The sequence below is a fragment of the Streptomyces sp. NBC_00659 genome, from assembly GCF_036226925.1.
GTDB lineage: Bacteria > Actinomycetota > Actinomycetes > Streptomycetales > Streptomycetaceae > Streptomyces.
This window is the reverse complement of record NZ_CP109031.1, coordinates 1,882,125-1,900,623: the sequence shown is the minus strand read 5'-3', so window position 1 is coordinate 1,900,623 and position 18,499 is coordinate 1,882,125. Positions and strand designations below refer to the sequence as shown.

Annotated in this window: 18 protein-coding genes and 1 pseudogene; 12 read left to right on the top strand and 7 right to left on the bottom strand. The window is 71.1% G+C overall.

Annotated features, from left to right (window positions below):
- Positions 1-17 precede the first annotated feature (17 nt).
- Positions 18-1,349, top strand: coding sequence for an aminotransferase class I/II-fold pyridoxal phosphate-dependent enzyme (locus tag OG410_RS08120; protein WP_329298509.1), 1,332 nt, complete (start codon positions 18-20; stop codon positions 1,347-1,349).
- Between the two features lie 62 nt (positions 1,350-1,411).
- Here the strand turns inward: OG410_RS08120 and OG410_RS08115 are convergent, their stop codons facing one another.
- Complete coding sequence (locus OG410_RS08115; RefSeq protein WP_326789042.1) at positions 1,412-2,347, bottom strand: DMT family transporter; 936 nt, start codon at positions 2,345-2,347, stop codon at positions 1,412-1,414.
- A gap of 75 nt (positions 2,348-2,422) precedes the next feature.
- Here OG410_RS08115 and OG410_RS08110 point away from each other — a divergent pair, with 75 nt between their 5' ends.
- The gene (locus OG410_RS08110) at positions 2,423-3,325 is read left to right on the top strand and encodes a LysR family transcriptional regulator (RefSeq protein ID WP_329298508.1); all 903 of its coding nucleotides are present in this window, start codon (positions 2,423-2,425) and stop codon (positions 3,323-3,325) included.
- A 220-nt stretch (positions 3,326-3,545) separates the two neighbouring features.
- Here OG410_RS08110 and OG410_RS08105 read toward each other — a convergent pair whose 3' ends face one another.
- Positions 3,546-4,013 (bottom strand): pyridoxamine 5'-phosphate oxidase family protein, encoded by a 468-nt coding sequence (locus OG410_RS08105; RefSeq protein ID WP_328454784.1) that lies wholly within the window; start codon positions 4,011-4,013, stop codon positions 3,546-3,548.
- A gap of 183 nt (positions 4,014-4,196) precedes the next feature.
- On the opposite strand from OG410_RS08105, the gene OG410_RS08100 reads away from it, so the two are divergent.
- Positions 4,197-4,832, top strand: a complete 636-nt coding sequence (locus OG410_RS08100; protein ID WP_329298507.1) for a cysteine hydrolase — start codon at positions 4,197-4,199, stop codon at positions 4,830-4,832.
- A gap of 40 nt (positions 4,833-4,872) precedes the next feature.
- Here the strand turns inward: OG410_RS08100 and OG410_RS08095 are convergent, their stop codons facing one another.
- Positions 4,873-5,322, bottom strand: coding sequence for a Rieske (2Fe-2S) protein (locus tag OG410_RS08095; RefSeq protein ID WP_329298506.1), 450 nt, complete (start codon positions 5,320-5,322; stop codon positions 4,873-4,875).
- Positions 5,323-5,553: 231 nt separating this feature from the next.
- On the opposite strand from OG410_RS08095, the gene OG410_RS08090 reads away from it, so the two are divergent.
- From OG410_RS08090 to OG410_RS08050, 9 genes and pseudogenes are all read left to right on the top strand, one after another.
- Complete coding sequence (locus OG410_RS08090) at positions 5,554-6,336, top strand: HipA family kinase (protein ID WP_329298505.1); 783 nt, start codon at positions 5,554-5,556, stop codon at positions 6,334-6,336.
- Positions 6,333-6,716 (top strand): DUF3037 domain-containing protein, encoded by a 384-nt coding sequence (locus OG410_RS08085; RefSeq protein ID WP_328454816.1) that lies wholly within the window; start codon positions 6,333-6,335, stop codon positions 6,714-6,716. The genes OG410_RS08090 and OG410_RS08085 overlap by 4 nt, the downstream gene beginning before the upstream one ends.
- A gap of 204 nt (positions 6,717-6,920) precedes the next feature.
- The gene (fabG, locus tag OG410_RS08080) at positions 6,921-7,682 is read left to right on the top strand and encodes a 3-oxoacyl-ACP reductase FabG (protein WP_151470604.1); all 762 of its coding nucleotides are present in this window, start codon (positions 6,921-6,923) and stop codon (positions 7,680-7,682) included.
- 17 nt (positions 7,683-7,699) lie between these two features.
- Positions 7,700-8,461 carry an SDR family oxidoreductase gene (locus OG410_RS08075; protein ID WP_326789049.1) on the top strand — a complete coding sequence of 254 codons (762 nt, stop codon included), beginning with the start codon at positions 7,700-7,702 and terminating at the stop codon, positions 8,459-8,461.
- Between the two features lie 322 nt (positions 8,462-8,783).
- Complete coding sequence (locus tag OG410_RS08070; RefSeq protein ID WP_329298504.1) at positions 8,784-11,057, top strand: eCIS core domain-containing protein; 2,274 nt, start codon at positions 8,784-8,786, stop codon at positions 11,055-11,057.
- Positions 11,058-11,164: 107 nt separating this feature from the next.
- Positions 11,165-11,608: pseudogene (locus tag OG410_RS08065) on the top strand (ABC transporter substrate-binding protein); the annotation flags it as partial.
- A gap of 175 nt (positions 11,609-11,783) precedes the next feature.
- Positions 11,784-12,467, top strand: coding sequence for a uracil-DNA glycosylase (locus OG410_RS08060; protein WP_329298503.1), 684 nt, complete (start codon positions 11,784-11,786; stop codon positions 12,465-12,467).
- Positions 12,468-12,590: 123 nt separating this feature from the next.
- Positions 12,591-13,148, top strand: a complete 558-nt coding sequence (locus OG410_RS08055; protein WP_328674290.1) for a hypothetical protein — start codon at positions 12,591-12,593, stop codon at positions 13,146-13,148.
- 843 nt (positions 13,149-13,991) lie between these two features.
- The gene (locus OG410_RS08050) at positions 13,992-14,903 is read left to right on the top strand and encodes a Gfo/Idh/MocA family protein (protein WP_329298502.1); all 912 of its coding nucleotides are present in this window, start codon (positions 13,992-13,994) and stop codon (positions 14,901-14,903) included.
- Here the strand turns inward: OG410_RS08050 and lnt are convergent.
- From lnt to OG410_RS08030, 4 genes are all read right to left on the bottom strand, one after another.
- Positions 14,821-16,407 carry an apolipoprotein N-acyltransferase gene (gene lnt / locus OG410_RS08045; RefSeq protein ID WP_329298501.1) on the bottom strand — a complete coding sequence of 529 codons (1,587 nt, stop codon included), beginning with the start codon at positions 16,405-16,407 and terminating at the stop codon, positions 14,821-14,823. The two genes, OG410_RS08050 and lnt, sit on opposite strands and share 83 nt — an antisense overlap.
- Before the next feature lie 202 nt (positions 16,408-16,609).
- Entirely contained in the window at positions 16,610-17,095 is a 486-nt protein-coding gene (locus OG410_RS08040; protein WP_329298500.1) for a nuclear transport factor 2 family protein, read from the bottom strand.
- A gap of 221 nt (positions 17,096-17,316) precedes the next feature.
- The gene (locus OG410_RS08035) at positions 17,317-17,496 is read right to left on the bottom strand and encodes a hypothetical protein (protein WP_151470596.1); all 180 of its coding nucleotides are present in this window, start codon (positions 17,494-17,496) and stop codon (positions 17,317-17,319) included.
- Between the two features lie 568 nt (positions 17,497-18,064).
- Positions 18,065-18,466 carry an NUDIX hydrolase gene (locus OG410_RS08030; RefSeq protein WP_329298499.1) on the bottom strand — a complete coding sequence of 134 codons (402 nt, stop codon included), beginning with the start codon at positions 18,464-18,466 and terminating at the stop codon, positions 18,065-18,067.
- Between the last annotated feature and the right edge of the window lie 33 nt (positions 18,467-18,499).

The following is an 18,499-nucleotide window of genomic DNA, read 5'->3' as shown; positions in this document are numbered from 1 at the left end:
AGTGCATAATCTCTTTTGTGCTAGGAGAGTATCGGATCGAAGGGCGTCGCGCAGCAGAGATTGCCGCCGACGTCGAGCGGGCGGTCGGAGCGGGGGAGCTGGAGCCGGGGCAACTCCTGCCGCCCATGAGAGAGCTGGCGGAGGAACTGGGGGTCAACCCGAATACGGTCGCGGCGGCCTATCGCACGCTGCGTGAACGCGGGGTCATCGAGACCGACGGCCGCCGGGGCAGCCGGGTGCGCCCGAAGCCGGCCACCACGGGCCGGGAACACCTGCGCGTCGAGGCGCCCGAGGGTGTGCGGGACCTGGGCGAGGGCAATCCCGATCCGGCCTTGCTGCCGGCACTCTCCGAGGCCTTCGCGGTGGCGGCCCGGCAGTCGGACCGTGACCCCGTGCAGTACGGGCAGGACGCCGTCGAGCCGGAGCTGGAGCGCCTCGCCCGCGCCGGGCTCGCCGCGGACGGGGTGCCCGAGGGGCCCGTCGTCGTCACCTCCGGATCGCTCGACGCGATCGAGCGTGTCCTGATGGCCCATCTCAGGCCCGGCGACACCGTGGCCGTCGAGGACCCCGGCTGGGGCAGCCTGTTCGACCTGCTACCCGCGCTGGGGCTGCGTACGGCCGGGGTCGGTGTCGACGACGAGGGCCCGCTTCCCGCCGACGTACGGCGCGCGCTGGCGGCAGGGGCGCGGGCCCTGATCGTCACCGACCGGGCGCAGAACCCCACCGGCGCCGCGGTCACCGCCGCCCGCGCGAGTGACCTGCGCTCGGTGCTCCGCGCGTACCCGCGGACCCTGCTCATCGAGGACGACCACGGCCATCGGATCGTCGACCTGCCATTGCATCCGCTCGCCGGAATCACACACAACTGGGCTTTCGTGCGTTCCGTCGCCAAGGCGTACGGGCCCGATCTCCGGCTCGCCGTACTCACCGGGGACCCCGTCACGGTCGACCGTGTGCACGGGCGGCAGCGGCTCGGCCCCGGCTGGGTGAGCCGGCTGCTCCAGAAGGCCGTGGTCCACCTGTGGACCTCCGGCGCGGTCGAGGCGGGGGCCGTGGCGGCGGCCTACGGGGCACGCCGCGACATGCTGATCGACGCTCTGCGGGAACGCGGTGTCGAAGCGCGCGGGCGCAGCGGGATGAACGTCTGGATCCCCGTTCCGGACGAGACCGGGGCCGTCTCCCGGCTGCTGCACAGCGGATGGGCGGTCGCTCCCGGCGCCCGCTTCCGGATGAGCTCGCCGCCGGGTATCCGGATCACTGTCTCGACGCTTCGGCCCGAGGACGCCGGGCCGCTCGCGGACGCCGTCGCGTCGGCGGTGGGACCGGCCCCCGCCCGCCGTTACGTCTGAGCCGTGTTCCTGAGCCGCGTCGGCCGGGGCGGCGGGTGTGCGGGCTGCGGGTGTCGCGGGCGTCAGTGGCGCGGCTTCGCCTGGGTCAGGGCCGCGCCCGCGAGGACGATCACCGCGCCGACCGGCGTCGACCAGGCAAGCGACTCGCCGAGGATCGCGACACCGGCCGCGGTGGCGATGACCGGGATGAAGTACGTGACCATCTGGGCCGTCGTCGGGCCGACCTCGGCGACGATGCCGTACTGGAGGAGCATGGCCAGACCGGTGCCGAGCGCGCCCAGGGCCGCGATCGCGAGCAGCGGCACCCATGCGACCTGGCTCGGGAACGTGGTGAACAGCGGGGTGACGAAAGCCAGTTGGGCGGTGGCCAGGAGCAGTTGGGCGCCGGTCATCGACAGATGCGAGTGGCCGGTGCCCGCGAGGGTCCGGCGGACGTATATCCAGCCGACCGGGTAGCTCAGCGACGCCAGCAGCGCCATCGCCGTGCCCGTGGCGTCCAGGCCGTGGAAGCCCTGCCAGACACCGAGAACCGTCAGGACGCCGAGGAAGCCGATGCCGAGACCGGCCACTCTGCGCCGGGTCGGCCTGTCCTCGGAGAGGGCGACCAGGGACAGGGCCATGCCCCACAGCGGCGACGTCGCGTTGCAGATGCCCGCGAGCGTGGACGGGATCGTCAGCTCGGAGTAGGCGAAGAGGGAGAACGGCAGCGCGTTCAGCAGGAGAGCCGCGACCGCGAGGTGCCCCCATGTCCGCGCCCCGCGCGGCAGCCGCTCCCGCTTCACCGCCATCGCCGCCACGAGCACCACGCTTCCGAACAGCAGCCGGCCCAAGGTGACCTGGAACGGCGCGTACCCGTCGGTGCCGACCTTGATGAGCAGGAAGCTGAAGCCCCAGATCAGCGACAGGACGCCGAAGCGGATCCGCCAGTCGAGGGCGGTGCGGCGGCGGGGTGCGACGCCGTTCGGCGTGACGGGGCGGGGAGAGGCGACGGTGCTCATGCGGTCAAGAATGAGGCAGAACAATCTCGTAGCACAAGCGAGAATACTCAAGCGATATCTCGTAGCATTGCTTACATGTTGAATCTGGAGCGACTGCGCACCCTCGACGCCCTCGCCCGGCACGGCTCGGTGAGCGGCGCCGCCGAGGGGCTGCACGTGACCACTTCCGCCGTCTCCCAGCAGATGTCGAAGCTGGAGCGCGAGGTGGGACAGCAGCTGCTCGCCAGGAACGGCCGGGGAGTGCGTCTGACCGACGCCGGGCGGCTCCTCGCCGAGCACGCGGCCCGCATCCTGTCCCAGGTCGAGCTCGCCCAGTCCGACCTGGAGGCACAGCGCGGTCAGGTGGCCGGCGAGCTGAGACTGTCCGCGTTCCCGACCGCGGCGCGCGGACTGTTCCCGGCGGCGCTCGCGGAACTGCGTGCCGAGCACCCGGCACTGCGGGTGCGCTCCAGCGAGCTGGAGCCGGAGGCCGGGGTCGCGGGAGTGGTGCGCGGGGACCTGGACCTCGCGGTCGTGCTCGACTGGTACAACAAGCCGATGCCCCTGCCCGACGGACTGGTGAAGGCGTCGATCCTCGACGACCCCGCCGATGTGGCGATGCCGGCCGGCCATCGGCTCGCCGGCCGCGACGAGGTGGACCTCGGGGACTTCGCCGACGACGAGTGGATCACCTGGGCGGAGGGCGAGTTCTGCCACGAATGGCTGATGTTCACGCTGCGCTCCCAGGGCGTCGAGCCGCGCATCGGACACCGCGCCGGGGAGACGCACACCCAACTCGGACTCGTCGCCGCGGGGCTGGGCGTGTGCGTGGCTCCGCTCCTCGGTCGCCGTCCGATGCCCGAGGGGGTCGTCACGGTGCCGGTCCGGCAGCGTGTGCGCCGCCATGTCTACGTCGTGTGGCGGGCCGACGCCGACCGCCGGCCCTCGATCAGGGCGGCGGTGGACGCCTTGCGCAGGGCCGGAGCGGCCGTCGAGTAGCGGGAGGCGAACAGCGGGAGGCGAAAGTGGTTCGGCTCCGGCTCCGGCTCCGACTCCGGTTGTGGTTGTGGCTGTTCGGCTCGGGCCGCGCGGGCAGGGCTGTTCGGCCCCCGCTGTGTGGGTGGGGTTGTTCGGCCCTGACCTGCATCGGGGGAGGTTCGGTCCCGGCTGCGTCGACAGCGGGTTCGGTCCGGCTGCAGCGGTACGGGGTTCGACCCGGCTACAGCGGGGGGAGCTTGCGGAAGTCCCACGAGGCGATCGCCGCCGGGGTCAGTCGCATCCACGCGTGCCGGCCGTCGTGCGGCATCTCCTCCAGGCCGAAGTTCTTGCGGGCGAACAGCGTCTCCGGGACGTCGAGTTCGGCGCACAGTTCCCCCGTGCGCGGGAACTCGCCGACGAACTCCACCGTGCCGGACAGCTCGACACCCCGCAATTCCCCGTACTCCTCACCGGAGTCGATCACCACCGCGACCCGAGGGTCGTTCCGCAGCTGCACCCAGCGCTTGCTGCGCACCACCGAGTACAGCCACAACGAGGTGCCGTCCCAGGTGAACCAGAGGGCACTCACATGGGGGACTCCGTCCTTCGACACGGAGGCGACACGGCAGGTGCGCTGGGTGGTGAGAAACTCGTCCAGTTCACCGGGAGTCATCATGATCTTCCGGCCCCTGCGCTGCGTGACGGTCATACGGTCCTCTCTTGTCCTGTGGATCGGCCAGGTCCTGCCGATCTTGTCGTGTGTACCGGCTCTGTCCGCCGAAGCTTCCGGTAAAGCTTTCTGACGTTCCGTCAGGAAATCATGAGCCGTCTTCCGTCCTCGCGCAATGGTCGTTACGCTCCGCCGTCCCGAACCGCGACGACAAGGAGAGCCATGCCGTCGTTCGAGCACCTCAGTGAACTCCTCGACCCCGCCGGCACGGTACTGCTCACCGTGGAGTGCCAGCAGGGCGTCGTGGGCCCGGACAGCGCGCTGCCCGAACTCGCCCAGGAGGCGAGGTCGTCCGGAGCGCTCGGCCGGATCGCCCGGCTGGTGGGCGCCGCGCACGAGAGCGGGGTGCAGGTGATCCACGCGGTCGCCGAGCGCCGTCCGGACGGCCGCGGCGCCAACCGCAACGCCCGGCTTTTCCGGGCCGCCGAACGACTGCCCGTGCGGCAGCTGACCGGCACGACGGCCGTGCGGATCGCGCCGCCCGTCGAGGTCGCCGAGGAGGACTTCGTCGTACGCCGGCTGCACGGTCTGTCGCCGATCTCGGGCACCGACGTCGACCCGCTGCTGCGCAACCTGGGCTGCCGCACCCTCGTGGTGACCGGAGTCTCGGCCAACATCGCCGTTCCCAACGCCGTGTTCGACGCCGTGAACCGCGGCTACACCGTCGTCGTTCCCGCGGACGCCATCGCGGGGGTGCCCTCCGAGTACACCCCCGCGATGGTCCGGAACACGCTCGCGCTGGTCGCCACCATCACGACCACCGACGACGTGCTCGCCTGCTTCGAGCGACGACGCTGACGCTCCGGCGGCGCGCTGGTCCCGCGGCCGGCGCCGGCGGTCAGGCGAGCTTGATGGCGTCCCCGTCGACGGTGATGGCCGTGGCGGCCAGTCCGGTTGTCGCGGGCCCCTTCTTCACACTGCCGTCGGTGGCGGAGAACTCGCTGTTGTGGCAGGGGCAGGTGATGACACCGTTCGCGATGCCCTTGACCGCACAGCCCTGATGGGTGCACTTGGACGAGAAGGCCTTGAACGTGCCCGCCGTCGGCTGGGTCACCACGACCCCCTTGTCGGCGAAGACCTTGCCCCCGCCCTCCGGGATGTCGCTGGTCTTGGCGAGTTCCGTACCGGCCGCGTTCCCGGCGGCGCCGTTGTCGGAGCCCACGTTGTCGGAGGCCTTGTCGTCCGCCCCGCACGCGGTCAGCGCGACGGCGAGCCCTGCCGCGCCGACCGCCGCCACGACGGTGCGCCGGGCCGGTGTCTGCGCGGAGTGAAGCGATTCGCTGGTCATGCTGGCTTTCCCTTCAGCGGACATGATCTGGATCTGCTCAGAGGTACGGTCCACCAGTGCGTACTGTTCAGGCAATGGCGACTTCTTGACCTGATCCACAGCGCGCCGACAGCCGGGCGTGCGTGGTCACGATCCGCCCCCGCCCCGGACACGGGGCACCGCTCCCGTCAGCTCCCGTCGCCATCACCGGGTCGCGTCCCCCGGGCGGGACCACCCCAGTAACCTGGGGCGATGCTCAAGGAAGTGAACGCCTCCCGCTACATCACGCCGTTGCGCGAGGGCGGCTCGCTGCCGGGACTCGTCGAGGCCGACGACCTCGGGACGTACGTCATGAAATTCACCGGCGCCGGACAGGGGCGCAAGACGCTCGTCGCGGAGGTCGTCTGCGGTGAACTCGCCCGCCGGCTCGGCCTGCGGGTGCCCGGACTGGTGACGATCGGCCTCGACCCGGTCCTCGGACTCGGCGAACCGGACCAGGAGGTCCAGGACCTGCTGAAGGCGAGCGGGGGGCCGAACCTCGGGATGGACTTCCTGCCCCGCGCCATCGGCTTCGACCCCCTCGCCTTCGAGGTGAGCGCCGAGGAAGCCGGCCGGATCGTCTGGTTCGACGCCCTCGTCAACAACGTCGACCGCTCCTGGCGCAACCCCAACCTGCTGATGTGGCACGGCGATCTGTGGCTCATCGACCACGGCGCCACGATGATCTGGCACCACCACTGGCCCGGCGCCGAGACCTCCGCCGCCAAGCCGTACGACATCTCCGACCACGCGCTCGCCCCCTTCGGCCCCGACATCGCCTCGGCCGCCGCCGAACTGGCCCCGCTGGTCACCGAGGACCTGCTCGCGGAGGTCACGGCCGAGATCCCCGAGGCCTGGCTGGCCGACGAGCCGGGCTTCGACACGGTGGACGCGCTGCGACGCGCCTACGCGCGGCCCCTGCTGGCGCGCGCCGCCGTCATCCACGAACGGATCAAGGGCGTCGACGGCATCGACGGCGCGAAGGGGGACAGGTGAACGAGCGGAACGTCTTCGAGTACGCGCTGCTGCGTGTGGTGCCACGGGTCGAGCGCGGCGAGTGCTTCAACGCGGGCGTGCTGGTGTACTGCCGCGCCCACTCCTTCGTCGCGGCCCGCACCCATCTGGACGAGAACAAGCTGTTCGCGCTCGACCCGGACGCGGACGTGCGGGGAGTACGGGCCGCGCTGCGCGCCGTCGAAGGTGTCTGCACCGGAGGGGAAGCCGCTGGTCAAGCGGCGCACGACGATGCCGGCCGGCGTTTTCGCTGGCTGATCGCGCCGCGTTCGACCGTGGTCCAGCCGGGCCCCGTGCACACCGGCCTGACCGCCGATCCCGAGGCCGAGACCGAGCGGTTGCTCCAGCTCCTGGTCAGGTAATGGATCACATGCGCGCGGTGCGCCGTTGACACCGGGTGCCAGGGCTTCTAGCGTCACGTCTGCTGAAGGTACTAAGCGGTCGCTCACCGGATGGGCGTACCGTATGAGCCGCAGGTCTTTCGGGACCACCGAAGGCGCCGCAAGGTTGTCGAGACAGCTTGGCCGGGCTTGGGCCGGCTTTTCCAAGGGCGAGGAGAACCAGCAATGTCCACCACTGAGCAGCGCGTCGCCGTAGTCACCGGTGCCGCGCGCGGCATCGGTGCCGCGACCGCCGTACGACTGGCCGCGGAGGGCCGCGCCGTCGCGGTGATCGACCTCGACGAGGCCGCGTGCAAGGACACCGTCGAGAAGATCACCGCCGCCGGCGGCAAGGCTCTCGCGGTCGGCTGTGACGTCTCCGACGAGGCCCAGGTGGAGGCCGCCGTCGCGCGGATCGCCGAGGAGCTCGGCGCGCCGACCATCCTGGTGAACAACGCGGGTGTCCTCCGTGACAACCTGCTGTTCAAGATGAGCGCGTCCGACTGGGACACCGTCATGAACGTGCACCTGCGCGGTGCGTTCCTGATGGCGAAGGCCGTCCAGAAGTACATGGTGGAGGCCAAGTTCGGCCGCATCGTCAACCTGTCGTCCTCGTCGGCGCTGGGCAACCGCGGCCAGGCCAACTACTCCACCGCCAAGGCCGGTCTCCAGGGCCTCACCAAGACCCTGGCCATCGAGCTCGGCAAGTTCGGCGTGACCGCGAACGCCGTGGCACCCGGCTTCATCGTCACCGACATGACCGCCGCCACCGCCGCCCGCGTCGGGATGGACTTCGACGACTTCCAGGCCGCGGCCGCGACCCAGATCCCCGTGCAGCGTGTCGGCAACCCCGACGACATCGCCAACAGCATCGCCTTCTTCACCGGCGAGGCCGCCGGATTCGTCTCCGGCCAGGTGCTGTACGTGGCCGGCGGACCGCTCAACTAGACGCAGGGGAAACACACATGACCACGCTCCCCGAACTCTCGGGCAAGGTCGCGCTCATCACGGGCGCGAGCCGCGGCATCGGCTACGGCGTCGCGGAGGCCCTGGTCGCCCGCGGCGACCGTGTCTGCATCACCGGCCGCAACGAGGACGCCCTCAAGGAGGCCGTCGAGACGCTCGGCGCCGACCGCGTCATCGGTGTGGCCGGCAAGGCCCACGACGAGGCCCACCAGGCCGCCGCCGTGGAGCGCACCATGGAGGCCTTCGGGCGCGTCGACTTCCTGGTCAACAACGCCGGTACGAACCCGGTGTTCGGGCCGATCGCCGAGCTGGACCTCAACGTGGCGCGCAAGGTCTTCGAGACCAACGTCATCTCCGCGCTCGGCTTCGCCCAGCAGACCTGGAAGGCCTGGCAGAGCGAGAACGGCGGCGCGATCGTCAACATCGCCTCCGTCGCCGGTCTCGCGCCCTCGCCCTTCATCGGCGCGTACGGCGTCAGCAAGGCGGCGATGATCAACCTGACGGTGCAGCTCGCGCACGAGTTCGCGCCCAAGGTGCGGGTCAACGCGATCGCGCCCGCCGTGGTGAAGACGAAGTTTGCTGCCGCGCTCTACGAGGGCCGGGAGGCGGAGGCCGCCGCGGCCTACCCGCTCGGCCGGCTCGGCGTGCCCTCCGACATCGGAGGGGCGGCCGCGTTCCTCACTTCGCAGCAGTCGGACTGGGTCACCGGCCAGACGCTCGTGGTCGACGGCGGGATGTTCCTCAACGCCGGAGTCGAGTGACACGAGGGCCGGTCGGACGCTTCCCGCGCGACGGGAACGTCCGACCGGCCTTTTGTTGGAAGTTGACAAACACTCGGCCCGCGTCGAGCGGTGCGGAGTCCGGGTGTCCGGAGTACCGGCGCGTTCACGGGATCCTGACAACGTAGTCACATACATGCTGCAGCAGCGCCTTCGTGGCGGCCGGGATCGCCGCCAGGAGCCGGGCGGGGCAAACGGGGTCGGTCCCTTCAGGCAGTCAACTGTGCCCTCCCGAACCTGGTGACACCTCTGGCCGATCGTCTATGCAGGGGAGGGTCTGTTTCGCCTACCGAAAGAGTCGCTCATGCCTGCCCGAGACACCGCGAAAGCAGCAGACGGACGGGAGAGGAACACCGACCGCTCACCCGCCCGCACTCCGGTCGCCGCCCCGTCCGCAGCGAGCGGCGGAGCCATGTCCTTCCTTGCCCTGCAACGCACCGTCGGCAACGCCGCCGTCGTCCAGTTGCTCCGGCAGTCCGGACACCCCCGGGCGCAGGAGCAGCATCAGCACGGCGCGGGCTGCGGCCACCAGCATGCTGAACAGCCTGCGGTCCAGCGCTCCGCCGTCCACGACGTGCTGCGCACCGGCGGGCGTCCCCTCGACGACTCGACGCGTACCGACATGGAGGCACGTCTCGGCGCGGACTTCTCCGACGTGCGCCTGCACACCGACACAGCCGCCCGGGCCTCGGCCGCCGAGATCGGTGCCCGGGCGTACACCTCCGGCAGCCATGTGGTCATCGGCGATGGAGGCGGTGACCGGCACACCCTCGCGCACGAGCTGACCCACGTCATCCAGCAGCGGCAGGGCCCGGTCGCCGGCACGGACAACGGATCGGGCCTGCGGGTCAGCGAACCCTCCGACCGGTTCGAACGGGAGGCCGAGAGCAACGCCCGGCGGGTGCTCGGGGGATCACCGGCCGGGCTTGAACCCCAGGGCGGCGGTCAGGCCCGGACCGTCGGCGCCGATCAGGCGCCGTCTGTGCAGCGGGCCATCGGACTGGAGATCGAAATCGACCGCCCGGTGGTGAACCACGACGGGTCGGACGTGCGTAATGGGAACAGCTCCGGGCAGATGATGATGGAGCACGAGAGGCAGGGCATCAAACTGGTGTCGGACCTGCGCAAGTCTCCCGAAGGCGGTCTGTACTCCAATGCGGAGCTCGTGTCCAAGCCAAGCGCCGTGCTTCCCGGGGAAGCGGACAGGCTCCCGCCTGTCGAGGAGACGCTGAACCATCTCGAAGAGGCGCATCGGCGTCTCTACCAGCCCCAGAGCGAGTCCCCGGACAGCGAGAAGAAGATGCAGAAGCTGTTCCCGAAGAAGGAGGGATACGGGCCCGGGCAACCCGGTTACAAGTTGGCCCGGGTGGCTCCGGAGAAGGCTCACGACGAGCGGAACGGACAGCCGGGCAAGGGGCAGGGCCTGTTCGTCCACCAGACCGTCGGCGTCCCGCTGCATGGAATGGCGGGGTTCTTCGCGCAGGCGCTCAACGAGGCGGAACCCGAGAACCAGGCCCGAGGCGGGCGCAAGATCCGGACGGACAGGCACGACTCCCACAAACATCTCGCTCAGTCGATCCAGTTCGGCACCCGACTGGCCGCGGACTTCAGGAAGTGGCACCCGCAGGCACAGCAGGACACCGAGGAGATTCGCGGGTTCGGAGCGCTGATGTACACGCAGCTCGCCGCCCTGACCGACAAGCGCCGCGCGGACCATGGAGCCGGTCAGGTCAAGAACAAGACCGCCGTCCTGTCCCGGGTCGGCCTGGGCACCGCTGTCCAGACGCTCTCCGCGGAAGCCAGGCTCTACCTGTCGACCAACACCCGCCAGATCATGGAGCTCTTCTTCGAGGAGTACCTCCAGGTCCACCCCTGGGCGTCGGGCACGGACCTGGCGGGCAATGTGGCCGCTGACGAGGCCCAGGTCCTCCAGAACTACGCCCACTCGGCACTCACCGGTGGGGATGCGCGGCAGGACGACCCGGCGGCATTCGGGGGCATGACACAACTGGACAGCCCGGACCTTGTACAGGGCGTCCCCGTCTTTCCCGTGGAGCTGCGTACCTTCGGGCCCAACCTCACCAGCTTCGACAATCTGCGTCAGGATGTCCGTCTGCTGAGCCAGTGGTCGAACGAGGCTCTGACCGGCGCGGTGAACGCACGCAACGGTGTGCACGCCCCCTTCGGCCCGATCGAGGCGACCGCCCCCGGGGCCGCCCAGGCACAGCCCTATCCGGATGTCGTCCGGGGGGCGTACGAAGAGGCCATGACGGTCTTCCACGCCAGCACCCAGAACGCCGATCTCCTGCGGCCTCTCGTTCAACTGCTGCAAATCACCCGTGCGATGGCAGAGCAGCCTGTTCCGGACGGTCGGGATGCGGCAGCTTGGGGGAACGGCTTCTCCCAGGGCGCCAGGCTGCTGCTGGGCGCGGTCCAGGCCGGCGCGCAGAACGGCCGGATCGACACCACCGCGGTCCGGACGTTCGCCCAACAGCTTGCGATCGAGGCGCCGACAGTGGGCAATCCGCAGTTCGCCCGGCAGATAGGCTTTCTGCTTTCGCGCCACCTCAAAGCCTGACGGCCCGGGGCTCCGGGGCCGGATCAGCCCGGCCGGTTGACGCTCTTGAACGTCTGCCGCCCGGCCTCGCAGACGGCGACCACATCGTCCTCGGCGTCCTCCAGGCGGAGTTCAGCGAGCTCAAGCGCCAGCTCGACGGCTCCGGACTGTTCACCGTCATGCTCAGGAGCCGCCCCTGGAAGGCGTACGAAGCGGGCTGCCGCAGCGGCGAGTACCCGGTGTTCGGGCGCGGCTGGTTCCCCGACTTCCCCGACGCCGAGAACTTCATCGCGCCCTTCGTGGGGGAGCGGAACGCCCTGGGGACGCCCTACCCGGCCCCGCGGATCACCGACGTCCTGCTGCCGGAGTCGCGCCGTGTGCGCGGTCGCGGGGAGGTGGTCGAGGAGTTCGAGGAGGCCCAGCGGATCCTCGTCGTCGACGCCCGGCTGCTGCCCCTGCGGCAGGGCAGGCAGTATGTGGCCGCGAGCGAGGGGATCTCGGGCGGAGAGCGGGCCCTGGACCCCTCGACGATCATGATGATGTGGGAGCTGGACCGCAAGGCCAGCTGGTAGCCCCCGGGGACCGGGTGACGCAGGGGCGACGGAGGGGCCGCCCGCGTGCCCCCGCGGTGCGTGCGGGGGCATACCGTACCCGTCATTCGCCCTCGGCACGGGCCCGGGACCGATTGTCAGTGGGCGACGGTAGGTTCTGTGGTCTGGAAGTCACCGCACATCGAAGGAAGTTGACGTGACCGATATCGCCATGTTGCCCGAGTCCTGGCGCGGAGTCCTGGGCGACGAGCTTCAGCAGCCCTACTTCAAGGAACTCACCGAGTTCGTCGAGGAGGAGCGCGCGAAGGGTCCCGTCTACCCGCCCCGGGAGGAGGTCTTCGCCGCGCTCGACGCCACTCCGTACGAGCGGGTGAAGGTGCTGATCCTCGGCCAGGACCCGTACCACGGCGAGGGCCAGGGGCACGGCCTGTGCTTCTCCGTCCGTCCTGGAGTCAAGACCCCGCCCTCGCTGCGGAACATCTACAAGGAGATGAAGGAGGAGCTGGGCACCCCGATCCCGGACAACGGCTATCTGATGCCGTGGGCCGAACAGGGCGTGCTGCTGCTGAACGCCGTGCTGACGGTCCGCTCCGGCGAGGCGAACTCGCACAAGGGCAAGGGCTGGGAGAAGTTCACCGACGCGGTCATCCGCGCGGTGGCCGACCGCCCCGACCCGGCCGTCTTCGTCCTCTGGGGCAACTACGCGCAGAAGAAACTCCCGCTGATCGACGAGGAGCGGCATGTGGTGGTGAAGGGGGCACACCCCTCACCGCTGTCCGCGAAGAAGTTCTTCGGCTCGCGTCCCTTCACGCAGATCGACGAGGCCGTGGCCGCCCAGGGCCATGAGCCGATCGACTGGAGCATCCCGGACCTGGGCTGACCGCCGAGCCGCTGGCCAGGACCCGTCACCGGCCTGGCCCAGCGGCGTACGGGGGCGCCTGAGCGGGATTGTCACCGGCTGCGGCTAGCTTCGTGAGGGACAGTGACGAGCCTGGAGGACGCGGTGGCGGAGCAGCAGGAGCAGGCGGCGCCGGACGCCATGATGACCCGGATCGGACAGGCCGTCATGCTGCACCACGCCGGTGACCGCGAGGAGGCCCGGGGCCGCTTCCTGGATCTGTGGGGGGAGATCGGGGACGGCGGCGACGCACTGCACCGCTGCACACTGGCGCACTACATGGCCGACACCCAGGACGACCCCGCCGACGAACTCGCCTGGGACCTGCGGGCCCTGGCGGCGGCCGAGGAACTGAGCGAGGGCAGCGCCGCCGAGCCCCACCAGTCGCTTGCCGTGCGCGCGTTCTACCCCTCGTTGCATCTGAACCTCGCGGCCGACTACGCGAAGCTCGGCCGCTCGGAGGCCGCCCGCACTCATCTGCGCCGGGCCCGCGGTGCGGCCGGCGCCCTCGCGGACGACCGGTACGGGGACGGCGTACGCGCGGCGATCGGCCGCCTGGAGCTGCGGCTTCGCGACACCGGCACCGCGGCGGAGGCCGGCGGATCCGGCCGCTTCGACGGACCGGGCGGTGAGACCCTGGGGCCACCGAGACAGCGGCCCTGAAACCCGCCCCGCCCGGCATGTCCCGGGACCGAGCGCCGGTGCGCCGGTCCACGGGACGTGGTGCCGCGGTGTTCAGATCTTCAGGTGCCGGGTTCCGGCCTCGGTGGGTCCCGGGGTGCGGCGCATTCCCCGGGCCGGTGCCGCCGGCGCCGTCATCGTCCGTACGTCTTCGCGCAGATGACCGCCTCCGGGCTGTCCGCGTTCCAATTCCCGTACTTCCTGCCGAGCGCGCACACGTCCGGATGCTTCCCCAGGTCGGGGACACCGGGCGGAACGGCCGTACGGTGCCTGGGCTGCCGTGGCTCCGGACGCGGGACCGGACGGACATGCTGCGGAGGCGCCGGGGGTGCCACCGCCCGGGGCGGAGGAGCCACCCGGTGCCGGGCCGCCGCGTCGGGTGAGGGTTCCCGAGAGGGGCCGACGCGCTGCAGCGCCTCCCGAGCCGGAGCCTGCACGGTCCGGGGTCCCCCCTTGCTGTCCGGATGTGGCGCGGTACGCCCCGCCGGGGCGGCGGGAGGTCCGGAGGCGGGCGGCCGCTGGACGGTCACACAGCCGGTGAGGGCGGTGACTGCCACGGCGACCAGAAGCGTTGCGGAAGTCGTCGTTCGATGCACCCGCCCAACTCTGCTGGTTCCGGACCGCTTCCAGGGAGCGGAGAGGCGCAGGATGCCCCGCACGGGTGATCCTTCCGCCCCTCCGGCGGGCACGGACGTCGGCGGGCTGACACGCTGAACACGATCCGCGCCCGTGCCGCGGACCTTCCGCGCGAACACCGGCCGTGGGGCCGAGGCGGCGGCCGTATGCTTCCGACGGACCCCGCGTCGGCGACTGAAGGAGACTCCTGTGAAGGTCGGCTGCATCGGACTCGGCGACATCGCGCAGAAGGCGTATCTGCCGGTGCTCGGCGTGCGGCCCGAGATCGAACTGCATCTCCAGACGCGGACGCCGGCCACGCTCGACCGGGTCGCCGACAGCCTGCACCTGCCACCGGCCCGGCGCCACGGCGACCTGGAGACGCTGCTGGCCCAGGACCTCGACGCGGCGTTCGTGCACGCGCCCACCGCCGCCCACCCGGAGATCGTCACCCGGCTGCTGGAGGCGGGCGTACCCACGTACGTCGACAAGCCGCTGGCGTACGACCTGGGCGAGTCGGAGCGGCTCGTGCGGCTCGCGGAGGAGCGGAACGTCAGCCTCGCGGTCGGTTTCAACCGGCGTCACGCACCCGCGTACGCGCAGTGCGCCGAACACCCCCGCGAGCTGATCCTGATGCAGAAGAACCGCACGGGGCTGCCCGAGGAGCCGCGCACCATGGTCCTCGACGACTTCATCCACGTCGTCGACACCCTGCGCTTCCTGGTGCCGGGTCCGGTCGACGACGTGACGGTGCGGGCCCGTACCGTGGACGGGCTGCTGCACCATGTGGTGCTCCAGCTCGCCGGGGACGGTTTCACGGCACTCGGAGTGATGAACCGGCTGAGCGGATCGAGCGAGGAGATCCTCGAGGTCTCGGGCCAGGACACCAAGCGGCAGGTGGTCAACCTCGCCGAGGTGATCGACCACAAGGGACAGCCGACCGTGCGCCGGCGCGGCGACTGGGTGCCGGTGGCCCGACAGCGCGGCATCGAGCAGGCGGTCCTCGCGTTCCTCGACGCCGTGCGCTCCGGAAAGGTGCTCAGCGCCCGGGACGCGCTGGCGACTCACGAGTTGTGCGAGCGGGTGGTACAAGCGATTCAGGAGCGGGCCGCCGCAGTCTGAACGTGCGAGCGCCCTCCGCCACGCACAGTGCCGCCATCACCAGCAGGGCGCCGTGCACCGGCCAGTCGCCGAACCGGACGTACGGCGTCACGCCCCGGGCCAGCGGCACGTCGTAGACCGTCGCGCCGCTCGTGTTCGTGCCGAGCCAGGAGCCGATGCGTTCGCCGTCCGGGCCGTAGACGGCGGAGACGCCGGTGAGCGTCGCGTGCACCATGGTCCGGCCGGTCTCGGCGGCACGCAGCGCGGCGAGCGAGGCATGCTGCCCGGGGGCCCAGCTGTGCTGGAACGTCGACGTCGAGGACTGGGCCACCAGTACCTCGGCGCCGTCCTGGGCGAGGCGGCGGCTCATGTCGGGGAACGCCGACTCGAAGCAGATCATGGGACCGACGCGCAGCCCGTGCCCGACGTTCATCACCACCTGTTCGGTGCCCCGCCTGCGGTCCTCGCCCGCGGCCTTGCCGACGGAGGTGGCCCAGCCGAGCAGGGAACGCGCGGGCACGTACTCGCCGAACGGGACCAGCCGCATCTTGTCGTAGCGGTCGCCGGTCGCGCCGTGCGGCCCCACCAGGACCGAGCTCTTGTAGATGCCCGGCCGGTCGGAGCGGCGCGCGTCGACGTTCACCAGGATGTCGGCGCCGACCTCGCGGGACAACGCCGCGACGCGGAGCGCCAGATCGGGCCGGTCGGCCAGGTCGAAGCCGACACTGCTCTCGCCCCAGACGACCAGGTCCGCGCCCTGGCCCGCGAGTTCACGGGTCAGCGCCTCCTCACGCGCGAAGCGCTTGTCGCCGCTCGTGCTCCCGTCCACGACACCGGGTTGTACGACCGCGATCCGCACCCGGCCGTCGACGTCCGGGCGCGGCGACCACACCCAGGCCGCCGAGGTCGCGGCGGCCGTCGCGACGAGTCCGGCCACCGCGGGCATACGGGACTCACGCACCGAGACCAGCACGGCGACCGCGACGTTGACCGCCACGACCAGGAAGCTGAGCAGCCACACCCCGCCGACCGAGGCCAGCCGCAGCGCCGGCTCCACCTGCCACTGACTCGATCCGAGCAGACCCCAGGGACCGCCCAGACCTTGCCAGGAGCGGGCGAGTTCCACCATCAGCCACCCCGACGGCAGGACGAGGAGGGCGGCACCGACCCGGCCAGGAGACGGCACCCCGGCCAGGAACCGCCGGACGAGCCAGCCCCACGGAGCCCACAGCGCGCCGAGCAGCGCCGCTATGACCACCGTGAAGACATGCAGGCTCGGCAGCAGCCAATGATGCACGGCCAGGATGAAACCGAACCCGCCGAACCAGCCGTCGTACGCGGCACGCCTGCCCGTGGGGGCCGAGCGCGCCAGGAGGATCCAGGGCACCACAGCCACGTACGCGAACCACCACCACGACGGGGCGGGGAACGCGAGCATCGGCAGCGCGCCCGCCATCGCGGCGACGGCACCGCGCCGCCAGGGGGAGACCAGCCATGGGCCGAACGCACGGTCGGGCCTGTTCATCCTTCGCCTCCCTGCCCCGAGGTGTCTCCAGTGTGCGCGTCGGCGGCGATCTACGACAGGGGGCGTGGTGATCAGAAGGGGGCGCGCCGGCGGGCGGGCGCCCCAGGGGCGTGGAGGCCGGGCGGAAACCCGCCGGTGGCCGGGCATCCCGGGGCGCGGAGGCCGGGCGGGAACCCGCGGGCAGGGACGGAGCGCCGGTGACTCAGGTGTTCGCGGGTGTGTGCCGAGGCTGGGGCATCCGGCGCCATTTCTCCTGGACGACCACCTGGCGCAGCCGCCAGCCGTCGTGGGTGCGCAGCAGGCCGAAGGTGTAGCGGCCGCCGCACACGAGGTCGGGCGCGGTCGAGTCGCCGTCCTGCCCCGCGAACCGCATCGGATTGATGTAGTCCGCCCGCACCTCGGCCGTGTCGCCGGTGTCCTGGTCCAGGACGCCGAACCGGACCCGCCGGTTGACGATCAGATGCTGGCGCATGGCGAACAGGTCCAGGCTCCGCGCGAGCCACTCGGCGACCTCGTCCGCGTCACCCTCGATGCCACCGGCCGAGCGGTAGTCGGCGCGGCCCTTCGGTGCGAACAGCCCCCGGTATCCCTCCCAGTCGCCGTCGTCCACGGCCACCGCGTACGCGGTGACGATCTCGTCCACGGAGAACCGGTCCAGCACGGTCGCGAGCTCCACACGCTGCGTCATCGGCTCAGTGTTGGCCACTCCGCTTCCCACGCCAAGGGGCTGGGCGGGGGTATTCCGCGTCCGGCGGCGTTCGGTCCGGCGTCGATCGCCCCGGTCCGGCGTCGCCCACGCGGTCGCGGAGGGCTCGTGGGGCAAGCGGCGCCCGGGCTCGGGAGGGGGCCGTGCGGTGTTACGGGGGTCGGCGGGCGGTGAGCCTGTGCGTGGCGGAAGCTCGGACGGACCTACGCCGCTTCGATGATCTCGCCGCGTATCGCCTCGGCCCACTTCACGATCAAGAGCTCGTACTCCGCCCGCTCCTGTGCGGACAGGGAGCCGCCTGTCCGCGTCCACAGGGCGCGGATCTGTTCGTTCAACGCGGCGGCAGACCGCACGGAACCAGGCGGAGTGACATCGGGGGACATGCGGACCAGCCTAGGCGCAAGGACTGACACTGCGCTACCGGGCGGCTACTCAAGTCGTATGTGCTGCGTCACGGTGTTTACGCGCGAGGCCTCTTGGTTGGCCGAACTCCTTTGCCAGTGGCTTGAGTTGGTCATGGTGGTACCTGTTCCCCGGGAGGGGGCCGAACGGCCGGGGAACGTGCGGGCCCGTCGCCGGCGGCATCCACGCGAGACGGGCGGGACGGCCGGGACGGGCAGGGCGGGCGCTGTCGGGGGCTGTCAGGGTGTCAAGTGTTCGGCCCGCCCGTCTCCCCCCGTCTCCGCCCGTTCCGCCCAGACTCGCGCCGCGAGCGCCTCCGCCTCTTCCTGAGGAATACCGGCGCTCACCAGGATGACCCCGCGGCTGCCGTCCGGGAACTTCACACTGCGCGCTTCTGTGCCCAACCGGCCCAGCGCGGGATCTTTCGGCATGCTCCACCTCCAGTCGGAGAGACCACGCTAAAGCGCCGCAACACGAACCGCAGAAGCGTTCGGCCAGACGGCCTACCGCTCCGGTCGCCGCGGCACGACGGGTACCTGGAGCGCCGTTTCAGTGCGGCAGCACGTCGGAGAGGTACTTCCGCACGGGCTCGAAAACGCCATCCGGAACCAGCCGGTGAAGGTCCCCGAGCCGTGCCCAGGTGACCTCCGCCACCTCCCGCGGAGAGGCCGCCCGCGCTTCACCGGACACCAGACGGCAGGCGACGTAGACCACCCGCCAACCGGTCACCGGATGTACGCGCTCGCCGAGCAGCGGCCCCGGCTCCACGGTGACCCCCGTCTCCTCCAGGGCCTCTCTGGCCGCGGCTTCCGACGGAGACTCGTCCGCCTCGACCTTCCCCGACGGGAACGTCCAGAGAACCGAACCCGCGGGCACGCTTCGGCGCATCATCAGCACGCGCCCGGCGTGCACGATCACCGCACCGGCGACCGTCGCGTCGTCAGCGGGCATACGACCTCGGACCTCCCTCGGGGAGCGGCGATC